The sequence below is a fragment of the Pyxidicoccus sp. M6 genome, assembly GCF_055568925.1.
In genome coordinates this window covers 6,955,855-6,977,939 of the sequence record NZ_CM145714.1, presented here as the reverse complement: position 1 = coordinate 6,977,939, position 22,085 = coordinate 6,955,855, and the positions used below count along the sequence as shown (strand labels likewise).

The window sequence follows — 22,085 nt, the reverse complement described above, 5'->3', positions numbered from 1 at the left end:
CAAAAACCCGGCACGGGGGACGGGGACGTGACATAAAACCCGTCCCGTGCGTACTTCCGTCCTTCGAGTGTCCCTCCGGCCCCTCGCGGGCATCGCCTCTGTCCTCCTGCTCGCGCTCGCGCCGTTGGCCTGCAAGCGCGACTCGGGCCCTTCCGCCGACTACGAGGAGGCCGCGCGCCGCTTCCGTGCGCTGTACGCGCAGAAGCTGGATGCAGCGTTCCTGGACCCGCAGATTGGTGAAATCGAGGCGCAGCTCCAGCGCGTGCCGGCGGACAGCCTGGACGCGCAGGGCGCCCGCGAGCTGCTCCAGCGCATCCAGGATGGCCGCGCCCGCATGCAGGCCGAGACGGAGGCGCGGGAGAAGGCCATCGCCACCGCGCGCGAGGTTCCGGCCGGCGTGTCCCTGCCTTCCCTCAGCCCACGCGAGGAGCCCCGAGCCCCTGCCGGGCCCGCCGACGCCGGCCCTCCGGACGCAGGGCTCAGCGGTCCCCAGTCGGGCACCTCCGCGTCCGAGCTGGTGGCGGGCTTCCGCGGCTGCTTCCGGCGCGGCGCCCCCCTCGAGGTGGAGGGGCGGGGCATGCGCGAGACGTGGGAGCTGGCCGACCGCACGTCCTGCCGCCTGGAGTACCCCGGGCATGTGGACTCGCTGCTGCTCATCGAACAGGGGAAGGTCCTCACGCTGTTACCGAAGAGCGCCGTTCGCACCGTGACAGTCTCCGCCGATGGCGGCGCGGTGCCGCAGCCCGGGGCAGACGCGGGACGTTAAGACTCCAGTCCTCCTCCAGGCGGGGCCGTCAGGCGCGACGGGCCCCTTCCGACTCTTTTCGCAGCACCCAAGCCGAATGAACGACCAGACCTTCATGAAGTTGATGCAGTTGTTGCCGAAGTCCGCCATCTCCCACGCGGTGGGCCTGGCCACGCGCCTGCCCGCTCCGGCGCCCGTCCACCGTGCGGCGATGCGCGCCTTCGCCAAGGCGTACAACGTGGACATGGAGGAGGCCGAGCACTCCTTCGAGCGCTACCCCACCTTCGCCGAGTTCTTCACCCGCGGCCTGAAGCCGGGCCTGCGCCCCATCGACCCGGGCGAGAAGGTGGTGGTGTCCCCGGTGGACGGCCGCGTGTCCCAGGTGGGCTACTCGGACCAGGGCCGGTGCCTGCAGGCCAAGGGCATCGAGTACACGGTGGACGAGTTGCTGGGCGACTCGGAGGCCGCGAAGCCGTTCCACGGCGGCGCCTGGACGACCATCTACCTGTCCCCGCGCGACTACCACCGCATCCACGCGCCGCTGGGCGGCACGATTACGGGCTACGCGTACATCCCCGGTGAGTTCTGGCCGGTGAACCCCGCGTCGGTGAAGAACAAGCAGTCCCTGTTCTGCGTCAACGAGCGGCTCATCACGTACCTGGACACGGTGGCGGGCAAGTGCGCCGTGGTGAAGGTGGGCGCCACCTGCGTGTCGCGCATCAAGGCGACGTACGACGAGGTGCTCACGCACACTGGCAAGCCGGGCAAGGTCCACAAGTACGACTCGGGCTTCAAGGTGGAGAAGGGCGGCGAGCTGGGCCGCTTCGAGATGGGCTCCACCGTCATCCTCCTCTTCGAGCCCAAGCGCGTCGTCTGGGACGACAGCCTCAAGGAGGAGGCGGTGGTGCGGCTGGGCAAGCGCATTGGAGTGATTTCGTGAGTCAGAAGATCTCCGGTGTGAAGGGCATGAATGATCTCCTCCCGGGGGAGATCGAGATCTGGCAGCACGTGGAGGGACGGGCCCGCGAGCTGTTCGGCCGGTTCGGCTACGGAGAGCTCCGCACGCCCATGGTGGAGGACACCGCGCTCTTCGTGCGCAGCGTGGGCGAGGAGACGGACATCGTCGGCAAGGAGATGTACACGTTCGACGACAAGGGCGGCCGAAGCCTGTCGCTCCGTCCCGAGGGCACCGCGCCCGCAGCGCGCGCGTACATCGAGCACTCCGTCAACAACCAGGAGCCCGTCACCCGCTGGTTCTACATGGGGCCCATGTTCCGGTACGAGCGGATGAAGACGGGCCGCTACCGGCAGTTCTATCAAATCGGCGCGGAGGCCTACGGCGCGAAGGAGGCCGCCCAGGACGTCGAGATGATGGACATGGTGGTCCAGTTCCTGGAGTCGTTGGACCTGAAGGACATCTCGCTCAACCTCAACTCCCTGGGCGACGAGGCGTGCCGGCCCGCGTACCACGCGAAGCTGGTGGAGTACCTGAAGGCGCACCGGGAAGAGCTGTGCGGTGACTGCCAGCGGCGCATGGAGACGAACCCGCTGCGCGTGCTCGACTGCAAGAACGAGAAGTGCCAGGCCGTCGCCGCGGCGGGGCCCAACGTGCTCGAGTTCCTGTGCGAGCCGTGCCGCGCGCACTTCGATGACTTGCAGCGCAAGCTGACGGCGCTGGGCATCAAGTACGTGGTGAATCCGCGCATGGTGCGCGGGCTGGACTACTACACGCGCACCGTCTTCGAGTTCATCGCCGCGCACCCCGCGCTGGGCACCGCCAGCACCGTGGGCGGTGGTGGCCGCTATGACACGATGATGAAGGGCCTGGGCGGACCGGACGTGCCCGCCGTGGGCTTCGCCATGGGCCTGGACCGGCTGGTGTTGCTGCTCAAGGAGAGCGGCAAGAAGTTCACCCTGGCGCCGGACCTGTTCATCGCCGTGGCGGACGAGGGCTCGCAGGACACGGCCTTCACGCTGGCCAGCCGCCTGCGTCGCGAGGGGCTGCGCGTGGACTTCGACACGCGCGGCGGCAGCCTCAAGAGCCAGATGAAGCGCGCGGACAAGAGCGGCGCGCAATTCACGCTCGTCCTCGGCGAGGCCGAGCGCACCAGTGGCCAGGCGAAGCTGAAGCGCATGGCCGGCGGTGACGCCATCCCCGTGGCCCTGGACGACGTGGCGAAGACGGTCCTCGCCCACCGCGCCGCGACGCCGGCCTGACGTTTCCGGTGCCATCCGCTGCCTCCCGTTGCCTCTCGAGTGGCCGGGAGGCAGCCGGGAGGGCGGGGACTCTCCTGGGAGCCATGAAGGTCGAGCAGGCGTGTAACCCCTGGGAAAGTCAGGGAGAGCGGCGCCTGCTGTGCTCGCCGTGCCTGTGCCGGTGGGTTAGACTGCCCTTCCTCCGATGACGTCAGAATCTTCCCACTCCACCGTGCCGACGGCGCTACGCTGGATCCCCGTGCGGGGGGACAGCATGTGGCCGTCGTTGCGTTCGGGAGACCTGGCGGGGGTGGAGCCGCTTACGCGAGAGCCCCGTCCCGGAGACGTGGTGCTCGCGCGGTTCGACCATGCACTGGTGCTGCACCGGGTGAAGCGGTGTGACGCGGACATGCTCGCGCTGCGCGGGGACAACTCGCCCGCGGAGGATCCGCCGCTGCCTCTCTCACGCGTGCTGGGCCTGGTGCGCAGCGTGCGACGGAGCGGAGTGGTGATGGAAGCCGGATGGGACCGCGGGCCGTCTCGGCTGGGACGCCTGCGGGTGGCGGTGAAGTGGCGCCTGGCGTCGCTGCTGGGGCGGGGAGGGCGCTCATGAGCACGGGCTTCCTCGAGAACCGAATCCCCCGGCCTCGCGAAGGCGTGTCGGGCCAGCGGTTCGGCTCGGACTTCATCGTGCTGGACGCGGACGGGCGCACGCTGCGCGGGCTGAACCCGACGGCGATTCGCGTCTGGGAGCTCTGCGATGGGACGCGCACTGCGCGCGACGTGGCGGAGCAGGTGGCGCGGGAATTCAAGGTGGACGCGCGGCAGGTCCTCTCGGACACGCTGCGCTTCCTGACGGAGCTGGCCCGGTTGGGCCTCATTGACGAGACACAGGAGGTACTGTGATGCGAGCGCGCACGGCGTTCCTCGCGGCGGCGTTGTGGCTGTCCGCGTGTACGGAGGGGAAGTCCCCCCAGGCCCCGGTGGTGGACCCGGGCACGAATGAGCAGCCCACGGAGCCGCTGCCCTCCACGGATGTGCTCGGCAACGGCCCGGAGAGCGCGCAGCGGCCGCCTCCGGAGGAGGTCGCCCCCGCGCCCACGGTCATCCCGGTGACGGGCAGCGCCGCCGTCGTGGGCCTGGAGGAGGGCGCCCGTGGCCTCTCGTCGGTGTCGCAGGTGGATGTGGACCTGACGGTGGGCGGCGTGCGCGGGAAGGGCACGGTGGAGGTGGAGTTCGTCTCTCCCGCCGGCCACCCGTATGAGCGGCGCACGTCGGTGGTGGAGGCGCCGCCCGAGGAGTCTCGCAAGGTGCGCTTCTCACTGCCGGTGGCCGGGACGACGGTGGCCACGACGGGCATGAGCGGGACGTGGCAGGTGCGCTTCTTCCTCGACGGCGAGCCGCTGACCACGGCCGCCTTCACCCTGGACCCGTGACGTGAGGCCCGCCATGAATCCCTTCAACGCCCGCCTCGCGGTACTCCTCGCGCTCCTGGTGCCGACCCTCGCGGCGGCGCAGACGTCCCGTACGTGGAGCATCACCCCGGTGCCCAGCCCGAACGACACGGTGGCGCGCGTGGTGATGGACGAGGTCTCCGAGGTGACGGTCGACGCGCTCAACACGTCGAACAACAACTCGCGCCGGATTACGAACATCTCCTTCGTCCTGCCCGCCGGCTACACCCTCCTGGACAGCCCTGCTCCCGCGGGCTGGCAGGTCATCTTCTTCGACGTCACGGCGCGGCAGATCACCTTCGCCACGTCGGACTCCTGCGCCGTCGGCAACAACGGCCTGGGGCAGGGGGAGTCGGCCCGCTTCACCCTCCGCATGATTCCCGGGGCGGCCGCCGCCGACCAGGTAGCGGACCGGTTCGTGGCTGGCACCAGCGCGACGGACCAGTGCCAGGGCGGCACGTTCAGCATCACCCTGACGGCCCAGAGCCCCTGGGTTCGCTCGGCACTGTCGTCCCAGGTCTCCGTGCGCCCGCCCGCGCTGGGGGTCAACTCGGAGCTCGCGGCCCGCATCGTCGTCGAGAGCCGCGCGTCGGGGACGGGGACGTTGACCAACGTCACCGCCGTGGGGCCGACGACCGGCACGGGCACCGTCAACTTCACGGTGGTGGGCACCGAGCCCACGCCCTTCACCCGGAACATTCCGGCGCGCAACGCAGGCGTCTTCGTGGCCCGGGCCCAGGTGACGTCCGCCGGCGCCACCGTGGCCCACGTGCGTGCCACCAATAACAACAACGCCACCTCCCAGATTGCGGAAACGCCGATGGTGAACGTGGGCCCGCTGGCCGCGTCCGTCGACGTGGACACCCTGGATGCCTTCACCAACGACACCGTGCAGGTGCGGATGACGGTGACCAACACGTCCACCACGGACTCGCTCGTGGACGTGCGTCCTCGCGGTCTGGTGCCGCAGGGCTCGGCCACCTTGACGCAGCTTTCGGGGCCGACGCCCGCCAGCGTGAGCCGGCTCGCGCCTGGAACGTCCGCTCAGTTCGTCTGGAGCTACCGGGTCACCGGTGCCGAACGAGCGGACTACTTCTTCCAGGCCCAGGCGGATGCGACCCGCAATGGCACCGCGCTGGCGGGTGACCTCGTGAGTTCTCCGCGCGGCAGCATCGTCCTGCAGCGCGTGCGCATCAATCCCAAGGCGCTGGCCGCGAACGTCACCAACCAGGTCTTCACGTACACGGTGGAGAACCGCGGTGCGCTCCCCATCTTCCAGGTCCGGTTGCTGCGCCCCGCGGCCAACTACTTCACCTACGGGAGCTTCGCGATAACCGGCGGGTGGGGCGCCGCCCGCGATCCCGCCACCGGCGTCATCACCTGGACGGCCTCGGGGGCGGGCATCCCCGTCAATGGCTCGGCCACGTTCTCCGTGACGTACACGAACTTCGGCTCCGGGACGGCGCTCACCGCGCCGACGGCGTTCCGTCACCGGCTGCACCTGGTGGATGACGCCAACACGCCCATCCGCATCGAGGCTCCGGTGACGCTGCTGACTGGCACCGCACCCGACCTGGCACGCGTCACGGCGGTGGCTCGCGATGCCAGCGTGACGCTGACGTGGGACAACCCCGCGCAGCACGGCGGCGTGCTGGTGCTGCGCGCCGCGGGTACCGCACCGAACACCGCGCCGGTGCAGGGCCGGAGCTATGCGGTGGGCAACGCCCTCGGCAACGCCACCGTCGTCTACACGGACAGCTTCAGCACGGCCTCCAGCTTCACGGACTCCGTCACCAACGGCACCACGTACTACTACCGCGTGTACAACGCGGATGACGTGCGCTGGTACTCGTCGGGCAACCAGCCCACGTCGAGCGGGCTCGTGGTCACCCCCCAGGCGCGACTGACCAATTCGCCGCTGTGGTGCTACTCGGTGGGCCTGGACGCGCGGGTGCAGCCCGTCACCGAGCTGGGCGTGGGCATCTTCAGCTCCTTCAACAACTCGGTGGTGGCGAACCTCACGCAGGTGAGCAACCCGTCGCAGGACGGCGCCGAGCGCTGGAGGCCGCTGCCCCTGTCGGGCCTCATCGGCAGCCGCTTCCCGGTGGTGCCGCTGCACGGCCTGCCCGGCCAGTACATCCTGGTGGGTGACCAGGCCGGCGTCGCGTACGCCATCAACGCGAGCACCGGCCAGGTGCTGTGGCGGTGGGACAACGGCGGCGCGCCCATCGGCATCATCCAGTCGTTCCCCGTCACGCAGCTCTACGACTTCGCCAACGCGGCGTACCAGGCCGCGCACCCGAACCGCGACCTGGTGTTCTTCGCCACGCGCCTGTCGGACCCGGCGCAGAACCGAGTGGTGGCGCTCAACGCCGCCACGGGCGCGCTGGTGTGGACGTACCAGCCCGGCGACCTGGGCATGGTCAGCGGCGGCATGGTGGTGGACTACACGAACAACCGCCTCTTCATCGGCACGAAGACGAACGGGGGCGCGGACACGCTGCGCGTCCTCAACACGCTGGCCACCGGCCCCACGGCGCAGGAAGTCGCCCGGCTGCCGGTGGGTGACATCGACGTGAGCCTCGTTCGCAACGCGGTGACCAACCTCATCTACGCGACGGACAGCGACGGTGTGGTCCACGCGGTGAACACGGCCACCCTGCAGCCGGCGTGGAACGTCACCGTGGCCTCGCGGCCGGCGGCGAATACGCCCGCCTTCACCAGCTTCGTGCGTCCGCAGGGCGGTGGCTTCGTGGCCAGCATCGCCGCGGGCCGGGTGGAGTTCTGGGACACGCCTGCCGGAGGCACGGTGCCGGCGATGAAGTGGAGCACGCCCGTCGCGGGCCCCTCCGGCACGTTTGGTTTCAACCGCAACGCGGTGGCTCGTGTCTACGTGGGCAGCTCGGATGGAAAGGTGCACCAGCTCGAGCTGACCGATGGTACGGATTCGCAGCAGGTCACGCTCGGGAGTGCGCAGGGCATTGGCACGCCGACGGTCGACACCACCGTGAGCCGTCTGCACGTGGGCACGCAAGATGGCCGCATCTGCGCTTTCACGGTACCCTTCCCGTGAGAAAAGAGCCTTCCACCATGACGGACCGGAACACTGACCTGAATGCGGCGCCGGCCCCGGCCTTCGAGGCACGGCCGAAGTACGAGCCGCCCGCCATCCTCTGGGAGCAGCCCTTCGTGGCGCTGGCGCAGGTCTCCCAGTGCAACATCCCGGGCGAGTCGGAGTGCATGCCCTGAGCCCGCCGGGCACCGGCATGCCCGGTCCCGGTGGTGGCGGCGGTTCCGACGAAACTCCACCCGCCACCGGAGTCCGCCTGCGCATCGCGGGCTGGACGGTGGCGGTGGAGGTGGCCAACGCGAGCCTTCGTGGCTCGCTGCGGCGGTTGTTCTCGCGGTTCCTCGTCCCTGATTCGGAGGACTGCGGCGCGGTGGCCCGGCTCGAGTCCATCGCCCCCGAGGTGGCGCGGCCTGCGCCCGCCACCCGCGAGCTCCCCCGCGTTCAACGTACTCCGGAGGGTTCGCTGCGCCTGGAGGGCGAGGACTACTCCGCGGAAGTTTCCGCGGACGGCCTGCGCGCCACGGTGGTGGGGCCTGGGCGCTTTCCCGTGGAGACGGTGCTGAAGGTGATGCTCGCGGGAGCGCTCGCGCGGCGTGGCGGCCTGCTGGTGCATGGCGTGGCCGTGGCGCACCAGGGGCGGGCGGCATTGTTCGTGGGGCACTCGGGGGCGGGGAAGAGCACCCTGGGCGCGCTGTGGGCGGACGCGGGCGGCGAGCTGCTCTCCGATGAGTTGGTTGCGGTGTGGCCCGATGAACGTGCGCCCTCCGAGTGGCGCGTCGCGGGGACGCCGTGGAACGTGGGTGTCCCGAGTGAGGCACGGTTGATGGCGGTGGGTACGTTGGCGTGGGACGCGGGCTCGCGGTGGGAGTCACAGGCCGCGGGCGACGTCGGGCGCATGCTGCTGCTCAACGCGCTGTTGCCCGAGACGACGGCCGCCGGTCGCGGTGGGCTGATGGCGGCGGCGGGGAGGCTGTTGTCGGAGGTGTCCCCGGTGCGCCTGGTGTTCGCGCGGGATTCATCCGCCGCGGCGGTGGTGCGTGGTGCTCTGGAGGCAGCGGGACATGGGTGAGGGGACGGAGGGAGGGCCGCTGCTGACGGTGGTTGCCGGGCCGACGGCGTCGGGGAAGACGGCGCTCGCCATCGAGCTGGCGCGCCGCGCGGGTGGAGAGATTGTCAGCGCGGACTCGCAGCAGGTGTACCGGCACTTCGACATCGGCACCGCGAAGCCCTCGGCCGAGGAGCTGGCCGCGGTGCCACATCACCTCGTGTCCGCGGTGGACCCGCTGGAGGCGTTCTCCGCCGCCGAGTACCAACGGCGCGCGGACGCGGTCATCTCCGAGATTGCCGCGCGCGGACGGCCTGTGTTCGTCGTGGGCGGTACGGGGCTGTACCTGCGCGTGCTGCTCCACGGTGTGGTGGATGCGCCCGGCGCGCTGCCCGAGCTGAGGGCGGAGCTGGAAGCCCAGGCGGCCGCCGAGGGACGTGAGGCGGTGCATCGCCGGCTGGCGGCGGTGGACCCGGAGACGGCGGCGAAATTGCCCCCACAGGACCTGGTCCGAGTCGTCCGCGCGCTGGAGATTCATGCGCAGACGGGCGTGCCCGCCTCGGAGTTCCGGAGGGCCCATGCGTTCTCCGCGGACCGGTATCCCTTCCGGCTGTACGTGCTCGACCCGCCGCGAGAGGAGCTCTACCAGCGCATCAACGCGCGCACGGAGGCCATGTTCTCCGGGGGGCTCGTGGAGGAGACGCGAGAGCTGATGGCCCGGGGTTACGCGGACGCGGCCCCCATGCGCAGCGTGGGCTACGTGCAGGCGCGCGCGGTGGTGGAGGGACGGATGACCGTGGCGGAGGCCATCCACGACACCGCACAGGAGACGCGCCGCTACGCCAAGCGGCAGCTCACGTGGTTCCGCAAGGAGCCCGGCGCGGTGTTCCTGCAGCCGCCGTACGAGCTCCGGCCCGAGCCACCTGAAAGCACCTGAGGCTCGCGGACGACGGGTTCGATCGGGGAGTCACTCTCCACCGGGCGCGTTCGAGCCCTTCGAAAGAACCTGGGGCGTTTCTGCCTGCCAGGGCTCGTTCGAGATTGCTCACGCGGAGGCGCCAGGGAGGAGCAGGGAAGGGGAGGAGCGGTGGGGCGCGCGTTGTCCGCGCGGCCTCGCGCTCCCATGTTCGCGGCTGGACGAGCCCCGGACCCCGGGTGCCGCCGCGCATTCGCCTGACGGACGCGCGGCCTGCCGAACGCCCGGGTGCTCACAACGCGGAGCGGACGGCATGGCCATCACCATTGAGCGCAATCAGGGAACAACCCCAGGCAATGAACCGAGGGTCTCCTCGTCCATCTGGGGCGGTCCCTTCCTCCTGGGTCTGCTGCTGGCGGTGCTCGGCATCGTGTCGCTGGGTGCCGCGTTCGTCACCAGCCTGGTGACCGCCATCTTCTTCGGCGCGATGCTGACCGTGGCGGGCATCTCGGAAATCGTCGCCGCGTTCCGCGTCCGCAAGTCCGGCGGGCCCTTCGTCCTCTACCTGCTGGGAGGCGTGCTCTCCACCGTGGTGGGCTTGTTCATCCTCGTGTACCCGAAGGCCGGCCTGGCCGCGCTGACGCTCATGCTCGCCGGCTACTTCTTCGCCAGCGGCCTGTTCCACGCGATTACGTCCATCGTGGACCGCTATCCCCGGTGGGGCTGGGACTTCCTCTACGGTGCCGTGTCCGTCTTCCTCGGCATCGTGGTGATGGCGCAGTGGCCCATCTCCGCCGTGTGGCTGGTGGGCACCATGGTGGGCATCGGCATCCTCTTCCGGGGCGTGGCCCTCATGGCCGGCTCACTGACGCTTCGCCGCGCGATGCGCCAGGTCACCGCGTAGTCAGGACGCGTAACGGTCCTCGCCCAGCGTCTCATCACCGACGGTGGACCGGCGCTCCGGCTCCACCGCGGGCGGCGCCACCGGCACGCGGCCGGTGAGCAGGCGCAACAGCCGCTCCGGGTCCACGGGCTTGGGCAGGAAGGCCTCTGCCCCCGCGTCCAGCGCCCGCTGGCGTACGTGCGGACGGTTGAGGCCGCTCATCACCACCACCCGCGTGTTGCGCGTGAGCGGGTGTTGCTTCAGCCCCTCCGCCAACCGCAGACCGTCCACCCAGTGCAGCACCACGTCGAGCAGAATCGCCGTGGGTGGCCGCCGCGCCACCGCGCAGAACAGCGCCAGTTCGTCCGCGAACGCCACCACCTTCGCGCCCGTGCTCTCCAGCAGGGCCGTCAGCGCCTCGCGAGCGTCCGGGTCATCGTCCACGACGTAGTAGAGGTCCGGCTCCAACTCGGGCACCACCGTGGGCACCGGCTCCATCGTCGTGCGCATGAACGAGCCCACCACCTCGCGCAGGCCCGCCCAGCGCGCCGAGCCCAGCAGCGCCGTGGGCGTGGGCGCGCCCAGCCCCAGCACGCCGCCGCCGTACACGCCGCCCAGGCCCCGTCGGCGCTTCGCCGCGATGAAGGCCGCCGGCGCCCGCCGCCCCGCGCGGCGCAGCCAGGTGATGGAGCGCGCACCCGCCGCCGCGTCCTCCATCAGCTCGCCCAGGCCCTCGCGCACGTACCGGCGCTCCAGCGCGGGCGCCTCCAGCCCACCGTCCAGCAGCGCCACCGCCGCGCGGCTGCACGAGGCCAGCGTCTCCGACAGGCCCACCTGCAGCGGATGGCCGAAGGCCGCGGGGCCCACCACCACCTGGCCCGGCGCCACCAGCGTGCGGCCGGGCCCGTAGGGCAGGCGCGTCGTCTCCAGCGCCGCCAACTCGAAGCCTTCCTCCACCAGCCCGTCGCGCGCCGCCATCATCAGCGCCTGGCACAGGTCTGCGGGCGTCACCGCAGGGCCGAAGGCCAGCGCGTACACCGAGCCCGCACCCGGCAGCAGGAACAGCCCGTCCACCGTGGGCAGCGGTGCAATCCACAGGCGCGCCAGCGGGGCCAGGTCCAGCCGGGGCGACGCGTGCCGCAGCCGCGCCTGCACCGCCGCCACCGTGGGCGCCGGACGGAAGCCCTTGAAGAACGCGTCGCCCATCAGCGGGCCCGCGCCCGTGGCCAGCGCCACCGCGTGGAAGCGGTCTCCGCTGCCCTGCGCGCGCACCACCAGCGGCCCCGCGCCGCGCACGGAGGCGGGCGCGTCCGGCGCCGGGGCCTGACGCTCCACCTTCTCCACGTGCCGCGAGACGAAGCGCGCGCCCTGGGCGCTCGCCGCCGTGGCGAGCACGTCGCGCACCTGCGCCAGCCCGCCTTCACCCTGCGGCCAGCCGTCCACCACCCACAGCCCGCCCGAGGCGGCGGGGAGCAGCTCGCGCCGCCCCTCGGCGATGATTTCCACGCCGCGCAATTCGTGCGAGCGCCACTCGGTGGGAATGCGGCAGCCCAGCGCGGCCAGGCGCGAGCGGCACTCCGGGGTGAGCACGGCCGGAGGCGCGGTGCGCTCCGCCGTCCCGCCCGCGTAGACGCGCACGTCCAGCGTGAGGCCGCGTGCCCGCCCGTTGAAGAGGAGCGAGGCCGCCAGCCCCGCGCCGGCGATGCCGCCTCCGACGATTGCAACCCTCGAACCGCTCGCCAGCCTGTTGCCCTGCATATCCTCGCCCTCGCTGCCCCGCCGTTGCCTGCTCGCCCGCGCTGCCCTTCAGTGCCGTTGCACCGGCGGGGAGATGACCGGCCGGCCGAACACCACCACCCGATCCCGCCCCTCCCGCTTCGCCTCGTAGAGGGCCGCGTCCGCCGCCTTCAGCAGCGCGTCCGGGTCCTCCTTCGGCCCTTCCAACGTATGGTCGGCGATGCCCACGCTGACACTGAGGCCAAAGGGGGCAGGGCGACCGTCGCTCTTCTGCACGCCCACGCTGCGCAGGCCAGAGCGGATGCGCTCGGCGAACACGGCCGCCTCCAGCGCAGTCTGGTGAGGCAGCAGCGCGACGAACTCGTCGCCGCCGAAGCGGGCCGCGAAGTCGGACTCGCGCAGGTTGCCCTTGAGCTGCGACGCCAGCGCGAGGATGGCGCGGTTGCCCACGTCGTGCCCCATGCCGTCGTTGATGGCCTTGAGGTGATCCAAGTCAATCACCACCACGCTCAGCGGGTACTGGTAGCGGTGCGCGCGGCGGAACTCCTCCTCCAGCCGCACGGTGAGCGCGCGGAAGTTGGCCAGCCCGGTGAGGGCGTCCGTCTGCGCGAGGATTTGAAGGCGGCGCTGCTGCTCGCTCTGGCGCAGCGCCCGGTCGATGCGGGCCAGCAATTCACGCGCGCTCGCCGGCTTGTGGATGAAGTCCACCGCGCCCATTTCCAGACAGCGCTCCAGGGTGGCCTCGTCCGCATCGCCGGTGAGGAAGATGACGGGGACGGCCTCGGTGCGCGCGTCGCGCTGGAGCGCCTCCAGCACCAGCAGCCCGTCCCCCGAGGGCAGGAAACGGTCCAGGAGGACGATGTCCGGCCGGTGCTCTCGCGCCAGCTCCAGCCCCGCGTCCGCGTCCGGCGCTGCGAGCACGTCGAAGCGGGACGCGAGCAGGTCCATGAGGCTCTCGCGGACCCCCGCGTCGTCCTCGATGATGAGGAGGAGGGACCGCCCCGAGGTACGGCCACGCCGTTCCATGCACCACTCCGCTTCACTCGCCTGCTGCGAAATGGCAGGCCGAAAGTCTCGGGTGCCACGCCCTGCCGAGTGCTCCCGACGCCCCAGCGCCCCACGCGCATCCGCCGCCACCCGGTCCTGCAAGCACCCGCCGACTCCCGCAACCTTCACCCGAGACCTCCGGCTGCCAAGCCCGTAAGCCGCCGCGTCGCGGGCCCGCTTCGCGCCGCCGCACGCGCACGGCCCTGGAGCAAGCAGCATGCCCCGGCCCCGCACAGTCCCAGCACAGTGATTTCAGGTGGTTGCGTGCCCTCTCCGTGCCCCCGTTTTAACGGGTCGGAAGACGTTCCAGCATCGTCTTGAAGGGCCCGGTAGGAATTCCCGTACGGGGGCGGACGCTCACACGCCCCCCGCCGGGCGATCAGCGTCGCGTAATGAACTGCATCCGACGGCCGCCACCCATGGGGGGCATCATCGGAGGGGCCTCGAGCCCGAACTGCCACCACATGGGCTCATAGGGCTTCATCTTCAGGCGCTTGTCATTCTGGAGCTGCGTGAGGCTGCCCTTGAGCTTCTCGTCCTTGGGGTTCTCCTCCACGCCGCGCGCCAGCACCTTGAGCGCCTCGTCCTTCTCCTTGTTCTGCAGGAGGCACCACGCGTACACGGCCCAGACGATGGACTCCTTCTTGCCGCTCTTCACCGCGGCCTCGAAGGCGGCCTTCATCGCCGGGAAGTCCTTGCGCTGGTAGTACAGGGCGCCCTCCATGGCCTTGGCCATGTAGTTGCGCGCGCTGGACTTCTCGAAGTGCGCCTTCGCTCCGTCCAGGTCCTTCACCATGTACTTCAGCATGCCGATCTGGGCGTGGATCTCCGGGCCGACGAGGAACTGCCACTTGTCGTAGACCAGCCCCTGCTCCAGCGTCTTCACGGCCCGGTCCACCTTGGCCTGGGCGTCTTTCTGGCTGGTGGGCTGGGACTGGAGGTCCGCCTGGACCACCGTCATCAGGGCCTGGATGCGGCCGGCCACCCGACGGGCGAGCAGGATGAAGGTGCCGACGACGGCGATGATCCCGGGGACGAGACCGGCCCAGAGGGAGAAGCCGGCGAGCTTCACCAGGAGCGCGACGACAATCCCCACGGCAAGGGAAATGAGAAGGTTGTACATGCGGGGCCCCTCTTAGCGATGTGCGTTCGACACCGCAATCTTCGGATGCACAACCGCTCAGGTCGCGGTATACGTCTGGTCGTTCTCGCAACAAGCGGCCCTCTGTCGAAATTGGTAGACGAGGCGGACTCAAAATCCGCTGCGGCTGACCCCGCGTCCCGGTTCGAGTCCGGGGAGGGCCATTATCCGAACAGGGCAGACCGGCGGATGTGAGCGTGCCGGCCTCGCCCGGGTCCGAAGAGGACCGGCAGCCGTCAGGCCAGGCGGAGGCTCCCCGCAATGAAGGTGCTGCTGGTCGAGGACGACGCGAGCCTCCGGGAAGGCATGGGCGAAATCATCGCCGAGCTGGCCGAGGTGCGCGAGGTCGGTACCGAGACCGAGGCGCTGGAGGCCCTGCGCTCGGAGCGGTTCGACCTGGTCATCACGGACCTGCGCATCGCCGGCCGGGAGCAGGGCGGCCGCACGGTGCTGGAGGCCGCCCGACGCGCCCAGCAGGCGGTGGCCATCGTCAGCGCCGCCGCCCCGGACGAGGTCTCCCGGACGCTGCGCCCGCACGTGCCGGACGCGGTGCTGGTGAAGCCCTTCCAGCTCGACGACATCATGACGTTGGTGGAGCGCTTCCTCGGCCTGCGGCGGCAGGCCGAGGGAGTGGCCTCCGCGAGGGCCCCCTCGCTCGAGAGCGCATGGACGGAGCTGTCGCCCGGCGTCCACACGACCCCTGTCTCTCACGAGGCGGAGGGGGCCGCGCTCTGGCTGCGCGTGGCGCCCGGCCGCGCCTTCACGTGGCGTCCGCGCGCGAAGGGCGGGGAGGGCGTGCTGCTGGTGGAGGGAGACCTGGAGGTGGCGGGCGAGCGGCACACCGCGCCCCGGTACCTCTTCGTGGGGGCCGGACAGGCGCCCGAGGTGCACTCCCGCGAGGGGTGCCTCGCCATCACCCTGGCGCTGAAAGGTTAGAGGCGCGCCCCCGTGGATTCCGTGTGGCCTTCGAAACCGCTGGACGCGGCCCGGCTCGGGCGTCCGTCTCGCAGCGCCGCCACCGCGGCCCTCCAGGCGCACATCAAGGTGCTCCGGGGAGAGCCGCTGAAGGCCGCGCTCGCGGAGGCGCTGCGTGAAGCGGATGGACTGGGTGGCCAGGAGCGGCGCTTCACTGCGTTTGCCGTGCGCGAGTTGTCCCGGCACCAGCGGCTCCTGGACCTGGCGGCGCGACTGCTGGGACACACCATGGGCAAGGTGGGGCTGACGGAGGACCAGGCGCTGGTGCGCTATGCCCTCTGGCGGCGCATCTTCTGTGGCGAGGGCTGGAAGCGCATTGGCCCCGAGGTGCGGCTGCCCGGTCCGGTGCGCCCGCGCACCATCAAGGACGACCTGCTGCAGGAGGTGGTGGAGTCGCCGCTGCCGGAGGCGCCCGTGGCGGACTCGCCCGCCGAGCGGCTGGCGGTGCGCTACTCGTTCCCCTCCTGGTTCGTACAGCGGCTGGCGCAGGTGTATCCGGAGGATGTGCTGGAGGGACTCCTGTCCTCGCTGGACGAGGAGCCCGCGCTTCACTTCCGCGTGCGGCCTCCCGGGACGCGCGACGCGGTGCTGGCCGCGCTGGCGGAGGAGGGCGTCACGGCGGAGCCCGTGGCGGCGGCTCCGGACGCGGTGCGCGTGGTGGACGCCAGCCACCGCATCTTCGAGACGAAGGTGATGAAGTCCGGGAAGCTCCAGGTCCAGGACGTGGGCAGCCAGCTCATCTCCGAGCTGTGTCGTCCCGTGGGGGGCTCGCTGGAGGGGCTCACCGTGGCAGACGTGTGCGCCGGAGCGGGCGGCAAGACGCTGGCGCTGGCGGACTTCGTGGGCCCGTCCGGCCGGGTGCTGGCCGGAGACCGCAGCCGGCGCCGGTTGGCCGAAGCCCGCGAGCGGGTGAGCCGGCTCTCCCTGCGGCAGGTCGCCTTCCCGCACCCGCTGCCCCTGTCCGACGCGGACGTGCTCCTCATCGATGCGCCGTGCAGCGGCACGGGCTCGCTGGCGCGCGAGCCGGACCAGAAGTGGAAGCTCACCGCGGCGAAAGTCACTGAGTTCCAGGCCACCCAGACGGGGCTGCTGGATGAGGTGGCGGCGCAGACGAAGCCGGGCGCGCTCATCGTCTATGCGACGTGCTCGGTGATGCCGGAGGAGGACGAGGCGGTGGTGGAGGCCTTCCTGGCGAAGCACCCGGACTTCACGCTGGAGCCGGTAGGAGACGTGCTGGGAGCGGAACGCGCGGCGCTGGCGGCGCAGGGGCCGTATCTCAAGGCGATGCCACCTCGCGTGCCCGGAGGCGGCTTCTTCGCGGCGCGGCTCCGGAAGCGGGCGCGGGGTTGACAGCCCGCGAGCCCACACGCTACGCAACTGTCTGAATTCTCAAGGGGTGCACCCACGTGGCGGCCGACCCGAAGCAGTCTGAAGTGGTGAAGCAGATCAACGAGGCCTTCCAGGCGGCGCAGGCCCGGCTGGCCCAGCTTCGCGAGGCGGTGGAGCGCAACACGGACCTGGCTCGCGCCAACGCGAAGACCACCGTGTTGAAGGACCAGAAGGAGCGGGCACTCAAGGAGCTGGGCGAGGTCGTCTGGCGCCAGGTGCAGAAGGGCAAGCTGGAGCTGCCCGCCGGCTTCGCCTCCGTCCTCAAGGCCGTCGAGGCCGCCGAGCAGGCGGCCGAGGCCCACGCACGCGAGCTCACCGACATCCTCCGGGAAGGAGAAGAGGTCGCGGAGCGGTTGAAGGTTGGAAAAAACGCCACGAAGCCTCAAACAGTTGTGGCCAACGGCAAAAAGGCGCGGTAGAAGGCACCCACTTTCGACGTCGGGCCGCTCCCCACAGCGGCTCAGCAGCAAAAGACGGGGCTATAGCTCAGCTGGGAGAGCGCTTGAATGGCATTCAAGAGGTCATCGGTTCGATCCCGATTAGCTCCACTCTGAAATGAAGAGGCCCGCTTGGGAAACCAGGCGGGCCTTTTTGTTTTCCGGCGCCGGCATCGTGCGTGCGCCGCGCTCGCGTCCGGGCCCATGGCCAACGAAGAAGGCCCGCCAGGGGAGACCTGACGGGCCTTCGGACTTCGCGGGGCCATGGCCCCGAGGCTCTTCGCGCCGACTAGCCGCGGCCGCTGGCGAAGACGTTCATCACGTCCTTGAGCAGCTTCACGGACTCGTCGTGCGGACGCTGGAAGGCGTTGCGGCCCATGATGGAGCCGAAGCCGCCGCCCGCGTGGATCTGACGAACCTCCTCGAGCAGGGCCGCGGTGTCCTTGGCCTCGCCGCCGGAGAAGATGACGATGCGCTTGCCATTGAACGCGGAGCGCACCACCTCGCGCACGCGGTCGGCCATCGTCTTGGTGGGGATGTTGGCCTTCTCGAAGGCCTTCTTCGCCTCGGGCTGCTCGATGTGGTCCTGCGGCGGCTTCACCTTGATGATGTGCGCGCCGAGCTGGGCGCTGATCTGCGCCGCGTACGCCACCACGTCGATGCCCGTCTCACCCTCCTTGGACATGTTGCCGCGGGGGTAGGCCCAGACGACGGTGGGCAGGCCGTACTCCTTGGCCTCCTTGATGATCTCCCGCAGCGCCTCGTACTGCTCGTTGCGCGCGGCGGAGCCCGGATAAATCGTGTAGCCCACCGCGACGCAGCCCAGGCGGACGGCGTCCTTCACGGAGGACGTCACCGCGGAGATGGGCGCGGCGGTCTTGGCCAGCGAGTCGGAGTTGTTGAGCTTGAGGAGGAGGGGAATCTCGCCCGCGAACTTGCCGGCGATGGCCTCCAGGAAGCCCAGCGGCGCCGCGTAGGCGTTGCAGCCGGAGTCGATGGCGAGCTGCGCGTGGTAGTCCGGGTCATAGCCGGCGACGTTGGGGCCGAACGAGCGCGCGGGACCGTGCTCGAAGCCCTGATCCACCGGGAGGATGACCAGCTTGCCCGTGCCGGCGAGCGTGCCGGTGTTCATGAGGCGGGCCAGGTTGGTCAGCGTGCCGGGGTTGTCGGACGTGTACCAGGACAGGATCTGCTTGACGCGATCGGTATAGGCCATGTGTGGGGGTCCTCGGTCATGCGGGCCTGGTGGCCCGACTCGGGAACGGCTCGCAATCTGCTGCATACGCCACGTCCAACCAACTCCTTTTCGCGTCCGAGTGTCAGCGTTTCCACGTGAGCACACTTCCGGGCGCCCCGGCCGGACGGCCCCCACGCCGCCAGGGCAGGGCTTCCGAGAGGCATCGGACGGTGGAAATGGAACGAACATGGCGGGTGACGGCGCTTCGAGGAAGGAAGATGCTGCGTCGTCGCGGGTAACTCGGATATGGGGCCCGCACGAGGCCGAAGGAATGCGCAGACACCTGGATCGAGGCGTGACAGTGGCGCTGGTGCTGGCGGCCGGACTCTCGGCGGCACAGCTCACTCCCGGCGGGACGGTGGGGCCGGGAGGCAGCCCGTCTCCCTCTCCTGGAACGTCTGGCACGGGGACGTCGGGCACCTCCACCACGCCCGGGACGGGCACCTCCACCTCCCCTGGAACGGGAACGTCCCCCACGCCGTCGACGGGCACGGACTCCCCAGGCCCCAGCCCGCAGGCCCCCCGGACGGGCACCGGAGCGCCGCAGCTTCCTCCGTCGCCTCCCACCATCGCCCCGAACACGGTGGATCAGCCCACGGCCATGCCGAACGCCACCAAGTCGGTGTCGCCCGCGCCCGCGCGCGAGCCCGCGCAGCAGGCGCAGCAGGCCACACAGGAGGTGAGCGAGACGCCCGACTCACAGGTCCCTTCCCAGGCGGCACCGCTGACGCTCGCGCAGTTGGTGGCGCGGGCCCGGGCCACGGACTCACGGGTGGAGGAGGCCACGGCGGAGCTGCGCAAGTTCAACGCGCTCTACCAGCAGGCGAAGTGGGCCTGGTTCCCCAAGTTCGAAATCACGGTGGGCCTGGGCGGCCCCGTGCCCGAGGCCCGCAACGACGGGCTGGGCGGTCCGCCCACCACCAAGGCTTCCTTCGAGGGAGACCTCAACTTCGGAAACGTGGGCATCACGGCCTTCTCCACGGGCAACGCGGTGCTGCCCCTCTACACCTTTGGCAAGCTGACCGCGCTGGAGAAGGCGGGCTCCCGCGGGCCGGTGGTGGGCGAGGCGCTGCGCGAGCGCGCCCGGGCCGAGGCGGGCTTCCAGGCCGCGCAGGCGTACTACGGCTACCAGCTCGCGCGCTCCGGCCTGAAGCAGTTGGAGGACGTCTCGAAGCGCCTGGAGGACGCCGCCGAGCGCATCGACGCGTTGCTGAAGGAGGAGTCCTCACAGGTGTCGCAGGTGGACACGTACAAGGTCCGCTTCTTCCGGCAGGTTGTCGACGCGCGCCGCTCGGAGGCCCTGCAGGGCCAGCAGCTCGCGATGGCCGCCATCGGCCTGCTGGCCAATACGCAGCCGGGCGCACCGGTGGCGGTGGTGGAGGAGGACCTGCCGCTCGAAGAGGCCGTGGAGCCGCCCTCGCTGGAGCGCGCGCTGGAGCTCGCCGAGCAGCGCCGGCCGGAGCTCACCGCGATTACCGCGGGCATCGCCGCGCGTGAGGCGGAGGTGTTCATCCGCGAGCGCAGCTACTTCCCGGACATCGGGCTCGCCGGCTTCTACGACATCCGCATCACCACCAGCGCCACGCGCCAGCGCAGCCCCTTCGCGTATGACCCGTACAACGACCGCACCGTGGGCCTGGGCCTGGTGATGCGCGGCACCTTCGACATCCCCGTGAAGGACGCGCAGCTCGAGCAGGCTCGCGCGGAGCTGGACAAGCTGCGCGCCCAGGAGAAGCAGATCCACGCCGGCATCCGCCTGGAAGTGACGAAGGTGCACGGCGAGCTGGTGGCGGCCTGGGCCCGCGCCAGGGCCTACACCGAGGCGGAGAAGAACGCCCGCCGCTGGGTGACGGCCGCCTTCGCCGCGTTCGACCTGGGTACGGGTGAGACGCGGGACCTGGTGGAGGCATTCACCGCCTACGCCCAGGCGTCCGGCGACAAGTCGAAGAGCTGGTTCGACGTCCGCCTGGGCATGGCCGCCCTGGACCGCGTCACCGGGGCACCGCCCGCGCCGGGTGAATAACCTGGCCCCTACATCTGTCTTCTCTTTCGTCCTCCAACTCGGAGCCTGGAAAAACATGATTGCATCCCTGCTCGCCGCCGCCCTGCTCGCCGCCGCGCCAGCCAGCCCGCTCTCGGTCGTCAAGTCCGGGAATGCGGATGTCCAGAAGGCCGCCAACGCGCCCAACGCCACCGTCGACTCGCTCGCCTCCGTCGTCGAGAAGTTCGTCGACTTCGAGGAGCTGGCGAAGCGCGCGCTGGGTGACAAGCAGTGGGCCACGCTCACGCCCGCCCAGCGCAAGGACTTCACCGAGACGATGACGGGCCTCTTGCGCGCCTCCTACGCCCAGAAGGCCATCGGCCAGGCCAACGCGGACGTGAAGTACGTGAAGGAGACCGCCCAGGGGAACGAGGCCACGGTCAACACCATCCTCACGCTGAAGAAGGACAACATCCCCATCGAGTACAGGCTCTACCGGCCCGACACGAAGAAGGAGTGGCGCATCTACGACGTGATTACCGACCAGGTGTCGCTCGTGGACACGTACAAGGGCCAGTTCCGCAAGCTGCTCGCCGACAAGGGCTTCGACGGCCTGCTCTCCACGCTGAAGAGCAAGCGGGCGCAGTTGGAGAAGGAGAACGCGGGCAAGTCCGCCAAGAGCGCCGCGACTCCGACCAACGCTCCCGCGGGCAACGCTGGCGCCCAGGGCGGCACGAAGTAGTCCTGCGCTGAATTGAAGTGGCAGCGAGCCAGGGCCGGGCGTCCCTCTCAGGAGGGGCCCCGGCCTTCGCTTTTCAGCGGCCGCCGGCCTGCTGGTACGCGGCCAGGGTGCCCGCGAGCCCCTGCTCCAGGGGGATGGTGGGCGCGAAGCCCAGCTCCCGCGAGGCGCGCTCGGTGGTGCACGTCCACGCCGGGCACGTCATCTCCCGCACCTTGTCGCGGTTGAGGATGGGGATGGTGCCCTTGAGGCGAGCCATCCCCTCCGAGCCCAGGCCGATGAGGTAGCCGATGGCGTTCGGCACCGGCACGACGATGGGTCGGCCCCGGCCGAGGACACCGGCCAGCGCCTCGCAGACCTCTTCCCACGTGTACTCGCGCCCGTCGGACACGGTGTAGACGCCCCGGGCCACGTCGTCCTTCGACAGCGTGGCGCCACGCTCGGCGGCCGCCAGCAGCGCGGTGCACAGGTCATCCACGTGGATGACCGAGTAGCGCTTGAGGCCGAAGCCGCTCTTGATGGCCAGCCCCAGCTTCGCCATGGGCAGCATGGACGGGAGGAACTCGGTGTCCCCCGGCCCGTAGACGATGGGCGGCCGGACGATGACGCAGGGCACGCGGTCCGCGAATTCACGCACCGCCTCCTCGCCGCCCAGCTTGCTGCGGCCGTAGATGGAGACGGGCGCCGGCGGGTCCTCCTCGCGGCGCGGGCGCTCCGGCGTGGACGGGCCGGCGGCGGCCAGGGACGAGCAGTAGACGAGCCGGGGAGGGCGGGGCAGGGCGGCCATGGCCTCCACCACGCGGCGGGTGCCGTTGGCGTTGCCCTCGAAGTAGCCGCCGGGCTCGCGGGCCTTGGTGACGCCCGCGAGGTGCAGCACGCAGTCCACGTCGCGCACCGCCTCGGCGAGGCCTTCGCCCGTCGTCAAATCGCCCACCGCGAAGCGGGCGCCCAGGGCCTCCAGGGGGCCGCGCTTCGAGCTCTTCCGCACCAGCACGGTGAGGGTGTCACCGCGCTCGATGATGCGGCGCGCGAGCCGCTGGCCGATGAAGCCGGTGCCTCCAGTGAGGAGGAAATGCAAGACGGCCTCCGTGAT

The 22,085-nt window shown here is 70.6% G+C and carries 21 protein-coding genes and 2 tRNA genes; 18 read left to right on the top strand and 5 right to left on the bottom strand.

Annotated features, from left to right (window positions below):
* The first annotated feature begins 46 nt into the window (after positions 1-46).
* The 11 genes from ACVTJA_RS27745 to ACVTJA_RS27695 all read left to right on the top strand — a co-directional run bounded on the left by ACVTJA_RS27745 (position 47) and on the right by ACVTJA_RS27695 (position 10,330).
* Positions 47-766, top strand: coding sequence for a hypothetical protein (locus ACVTJA_RS27745; protein ID WP_465824024.1), 720 nt, complete (start codon positions 47-49; stop codon positions 764-766).
* Between the two features lie 76 nt (positions 767-842).
* Positions 843-1,685, top strand: coding sequence for an archaetidylserine decarboxylase (gene asd, locus ACVTJA_RS27740; protein WP_465824022.1), 843 nt, complete (start codon positions 843-845; stop codon positions 1,683-1,685).
* Entirely contained in the window at positions 1,682-2,962 is a 1,281-nt protein-coding gene (hisS, locus tag ACVTJA_RS27735) for a histidine--tRNA ligase (RefSeq protein ID WP_465824020.1), read from the top strand. The genes asd and hisS overlap by 4 nt, the downstream gene beginning before the upstream one ends.
* Before the next feature lie 253 nt (positions 2,963-3,215).
* On the top strand, positions 3,216-3,554 hold the full coding sequence (locus ACVTJA_RS27730) for a S24/S26 family peptidase (RefSeq protein ID WP_465824018.1): 339 nt from the start codon (positions 3,216-3,218) through the stop codon (positions 3,552-3,554).
* Positions 3,551-3,847, top strand: coding sequence for a PqqD family protein (locus ACVTJA_RS27725; protein WP_465824016.1), 297 nt, complete (start codon positions 3,551-3,553; stop codon positions 3,845-3,847). The genes ACVTJA_RS27730 and ACVTJA_RS27725 overlap by 4 nt, the downstream gene beginning before the upstream one ends.
* Positions 3,847-4,377 (top strand): hypothetical protein, encoded by a 531-nt coding sequence (locus tag ACVTJA_RS27720; RefSeq protein ID WP_465824014.1) that lies wholly within the window; start codon positions 3,847-3,849, stop codon positions 4,375-4,377. The genes ACVTJA_RS27725 and ACVTJA_RS27720 overlap by 1 nt, the downstream gene beginning before the upstream one ends.
* Positions 4,378-4,390: 13 nt before the next feature.
* A complete protein-coding gene (locus ACVTJA_RS27715) occupies positions 4,391-7,468 on the top strand; it encodes an outer membrane protein assembly factor BamB family protein (RefSeq protein ID WP_465824013.1) in 3,078 nt (1,025 codons plus the stop codon).
* Between the two features lie 17 nt (positions 7,469-7,485).
* The gene (locus ACVTJA_RS27710) at positions 7,486-7,644 is read left to right on the top strand and encodes a hypothetical protein (protein WP_465824011.1); all 159 of its coding nucleotides are present in this window, start codon (positions 7,486-7,488) and stop codon (positions 7,642-7,644) included.
* Positions 7,632-8,534: a hypothetical protein gene (locus ACVTJA_RS27705; RefSeq protein WP_465824010.1), complete on the top strand. Its 903-nt coding sequence runs from the start codon at positions 7,632-7,634 to the stop codon at positions 8,532-8,534. The genes ACVTJA_RS27710 and ACVTJA_RS27705 overlap by 13 nt, the downstream gene beginning before the upstream one ends.
* The gene (gene miaA, locus ACVTJA_RS27700; RefSeq protein ID WP_465824008.1) at positions 8,527-9,447 is read left to right on the top strand and encodes a tRNA (adenosine(37)-N6)-dimethylallyltransferase MiaA; all 921 of its coding nucleotides are present in this window, start codon (positions 8,527-8,529) and stop codon (positions 9,445-9,447) included. Before ACVTJA_RS27705 ends, miaA begins: the two co-directional genes overlap by 8 nt.
* Before the next feature lie 292 nt (positions 9,448-9,739).
* Positions 9,740-10,330: an HdeD family acid-resistance protein gene (locus ACVTJA_RS27695; protein WP_465824006.1), complete on the top strand. Its 591-nt coding sequence runs from the start codon at positions 9,740-9,742 to the stop codon at positions 10,328-10,330.
* Here the strand turns inward: ACVTJA_RS27695 and ACVTJA_RS27690 are convergent, their stop codons facing one another.
* The 3 genes from ACVTJA_RS27690 to ACVTJA_RS27680 form a co-directional block, all read right to left on the bottom strand.
* Entirely contained in the window at positions 10,331-12,067 is a 1,737-nt protein-coding gene (locus tag ACVTJA_RS27690) for a response regulator (protein WP_465824004.1), read from the bottom strand.
* 48 nt (positions 12,068-12,115) lie between these two features.
* Positions 12,116-13,072 (bottom strand): diguanylate cyclase, encoded by a 957-nt coding sequence (locus tag ACVTJA_RS27685; protein WP_465824002.1) that lies wholly within the window; start codon positions 13,070-13,072, stop codon positions 12,116-12,118.
* Positions 13,073-13,472: 400 nt separating this feature from the next.
* Positions 13,473-14,216, bottom strand: a complete 744-nt coding sequence (locus tag ACVTJA_RS27680; RefSeq protein ID WP_465824001.1) for a tetratricopeptide repeat protein — start codon at positions 14,214-14,216, stop codon at positions 13,473-13,475.
* A 96-nt stretch (positions 14,217-14,312) separates the two neighbouring features.
* Between ACVTJA_RS27680 and ACVTJA_RS27675 the strand changes: the two genes are divergently transcribed.
* The 5 genes from ACVTJA_RS27675 (at position 14,313) to ACVTJA_RS27655 (ending at position 17,146) form a co-directional block, all read left to right on the top strand.
* Positions 14,313-14,398, top strand: a tRNA-Leu gene (locus ACVTJA_RS27675).
* A 97-nt stretch (positions 14,399-14,495) separates the two neighbouring features.
* Positions 14,496-15,170 carry a response regulator gene (locus ACVTJA_RS27670; protein WP_465824000.1) on the top strand — a complete coding sequence of 225 codons (675 nt, stop codon included), beginning with the start codon at positions 14,496-14,498 and terminating at the stop codon, positions 15,168-15,170.
* Between the two features lie 108 nt (positions 15,171-15,278).
* Positions 15,279-16,559 carry an RsmB/NOP family class I SAM-dependent RNA methyltransferase gene (locus tag ACVTJA_RS27665; RefSeq protein ID WP_465840525.1) on the top strand — a complete coding sequence of 427 codons (1,281 nt, stop codon included), beginning with the start codon at positions 15,279-15,281 and terminating at the stop codon, positions 16,557-16,559.
* A gap of 56 nt (positions 16,560-16,615) precedes the next feature.
* The gene (locus ACVTJA_RS27660; RefSeq protein WP_465823998.1) at positions 16,616-17,017 is read left to right on the top strand and encodes a hypothetical protein; all 402 of its coding nucleotides are present in this window, start codon (positions 16,616-16,618) and stop codon (positions 17,015-17,017) included.
* A gap of 56 nt (positions 17,018-17,073) precedes the next feature.
* Positions 17,074-17,146: transfer RNA gene (locus tag ACVTJA_RS27655), tRNA-Ala, on the top strand.
* A gap of 178 nt (positions 17,147-17,324) precedes the next feature.
* Here the strand turns inward: ACVTJA_RS27655 and ACVTJA_RS27650 are convergent.
* A complete protein-coding gene (locus tag ACVTJA_RS27650) occupies positions 17,325-18,251 on the bottom strand; it encodes a class I fructose-bisphosphate aldolase (RefSeq protein WP_465823996.1) in 927 nt (308 codons plus the stop codon).
* 292 nt (positions 18,252-18,543) lie between these two features.
* Here ACVTJA_RS27650 and ACVTJA_RS27645 point away from each other — a divergent pair, with 292 nt between their 5' ends.
* Entirely contained in the window at positions 18,544-20,295 is a 1,752-nt protein-coding gene (locus ACVTJA_RS27645; RefSeq protein ID WP_465823993.1) for a TolC family protein, read from the top strand.
* Positions 20,296-20,350: 55 nt separating this feature from the next.
* The gene (locus tag ACVTJA_RS27640; protein WP_465823992.1) at positions 20,351-20,995 is read left to right on the top strand and encodes an MlaC/ttg2D family ABC transporter substrate-binding protein; all 645 of its coding nucleotides are present in this window, start codon (positions 20,351-20,353) and stop codon (positions 20,993-20,995) included.
* A 73-nt stretch (positions 20,996-21,068) separates the two neighbouring features.
* Here the strand turns inward: ACVTJA_RS27640 and ACVTJA_RS27635 are convergent, their stop codons facing one another.
* Positions 21,069-22,070, bottom strand: a complete 1,002-nt coding sequence (locus ACVTJA_RS27635) for an NAD-dependent epimerase/dehydratase family protein (protein WP_465823989.1) — start codon at positions 22,068-22,070, stop codon at positions 21,069-21,071.
* Positions 22,071-22,085: the final 15 nt, after the last annotated feature.

Excerpts from the sequence above, each read along its gene's own strand:
- asd (WP_465824022.1), top strand. The coding sequence starts at position 843 with ATGAACGACCAGACCTTCATGAAGTTGATGCAGTTGTTGCCGAAGTCC.
- ACVTJA_RS27730 (WP_465824018.1), top strand. The coding sequence starts at position 3,216 with ATGTGGCCGTCGTTGCGTTCGGGAGACCTGGCGGGGGTGGAGCCGCTT.
- ACVTJA_RS27725 (WP_465824016.1), top strand. The coding sequence starts at position 3,551 with ATGAGCACGGGCTTCCTCGAGAACCGAATCCCCCGGCCTCGCGAAGGC.
- ACVTJA_RS27720 (WP_465824014.1), top strand. The coding sequence starts at position 3,847 with ATGCGAGCGCGCACGGCGTTCCTCGCGGCGGCGTTGTGGCTGTCCGCG.
- ACVTJA_RS27715 (WP_465824013.1), top strand. The coding sequence starts at position 4,391 with ATGAATCCCTTCAACGCCCGCCTCGCGGTACTCCTCGCGCTCCTGGTG.
- ACVTJA_RS27710 (WP_465824011.1), top strand. The coding sequence starts at position 7,486 with ATGACGGACCGGAACACTGACCTGAATGCGGCGCCGGCCCCGGCCTTC.
- miaA (WP_465824008.1), top strand. The coding sequence starts at position 8,527 with ATGGGTGAGGGGACGGAGGGAGGGCCGCTGCTGACGGTGGTTGCCGGG.
- ACVTJA_RS27695 (WP_465824006.1), top strand. The coding sequence starts at position 9,740 with ATGGCCATCACCATTGAGCGCAATCAGGGAACAACCCCAGGCAATGAA.
- ACVTJA_RS27690 (WP_465824004.1), bottom strand. The coding sequence starts at position 12,067 with ATGCAGGGCAACAGGCTGGCGAGCGGTTCGAGGGTTGCAATCGTCGGA.
- ACVTJA_RS27685 (WP_465824002.1), bottom strand. The coding sequence starts at position 13,072 with ATGGAACGGCGTGGCCGTACCTCGGGGCGGTCCCTCCTCCTCATCATC.
- ACVTJA_RS27680 (WP_465824001.1), bottom strand. The coding sequence starts at position 14,216 with ATGTACAACCTTCTCATTTCCCTTGCCGTGGGGATTGTCGTCGCGCTC.
- ACVTJA_RS27670 (WP_465824000.1), top strand. The coding sequence starts at position 14,496 with ATGAAGGTGCTGCTGGTCGAGGACGACGCGAGCCTCCGGGAAGGCATG.
- ACVTJA_RS27650 (WP_465823996.1), bottom strand. The coding sequence starts at position 18,251 with ATGGCCTATACCGATCGCGTCAAGCAGATCCTGTCCTGGTACACGTCC.
- ACVTJA_RS27645 (WP_465823993.1), top strand. The coding sequence starts at position 18,544 with ATGCGCAGACACCTGGATCGAGGCGTGACAGTGGCGCTGGTGCTGGCG.
- ACVTJA_RS27640 (WP_465823992.1), top strand. The coding sequence starts at position 20,351 with ATGATTGCATCCCTGCTCGCCGCCGCCCTGCTCGCCGCCGCGCCAGCC.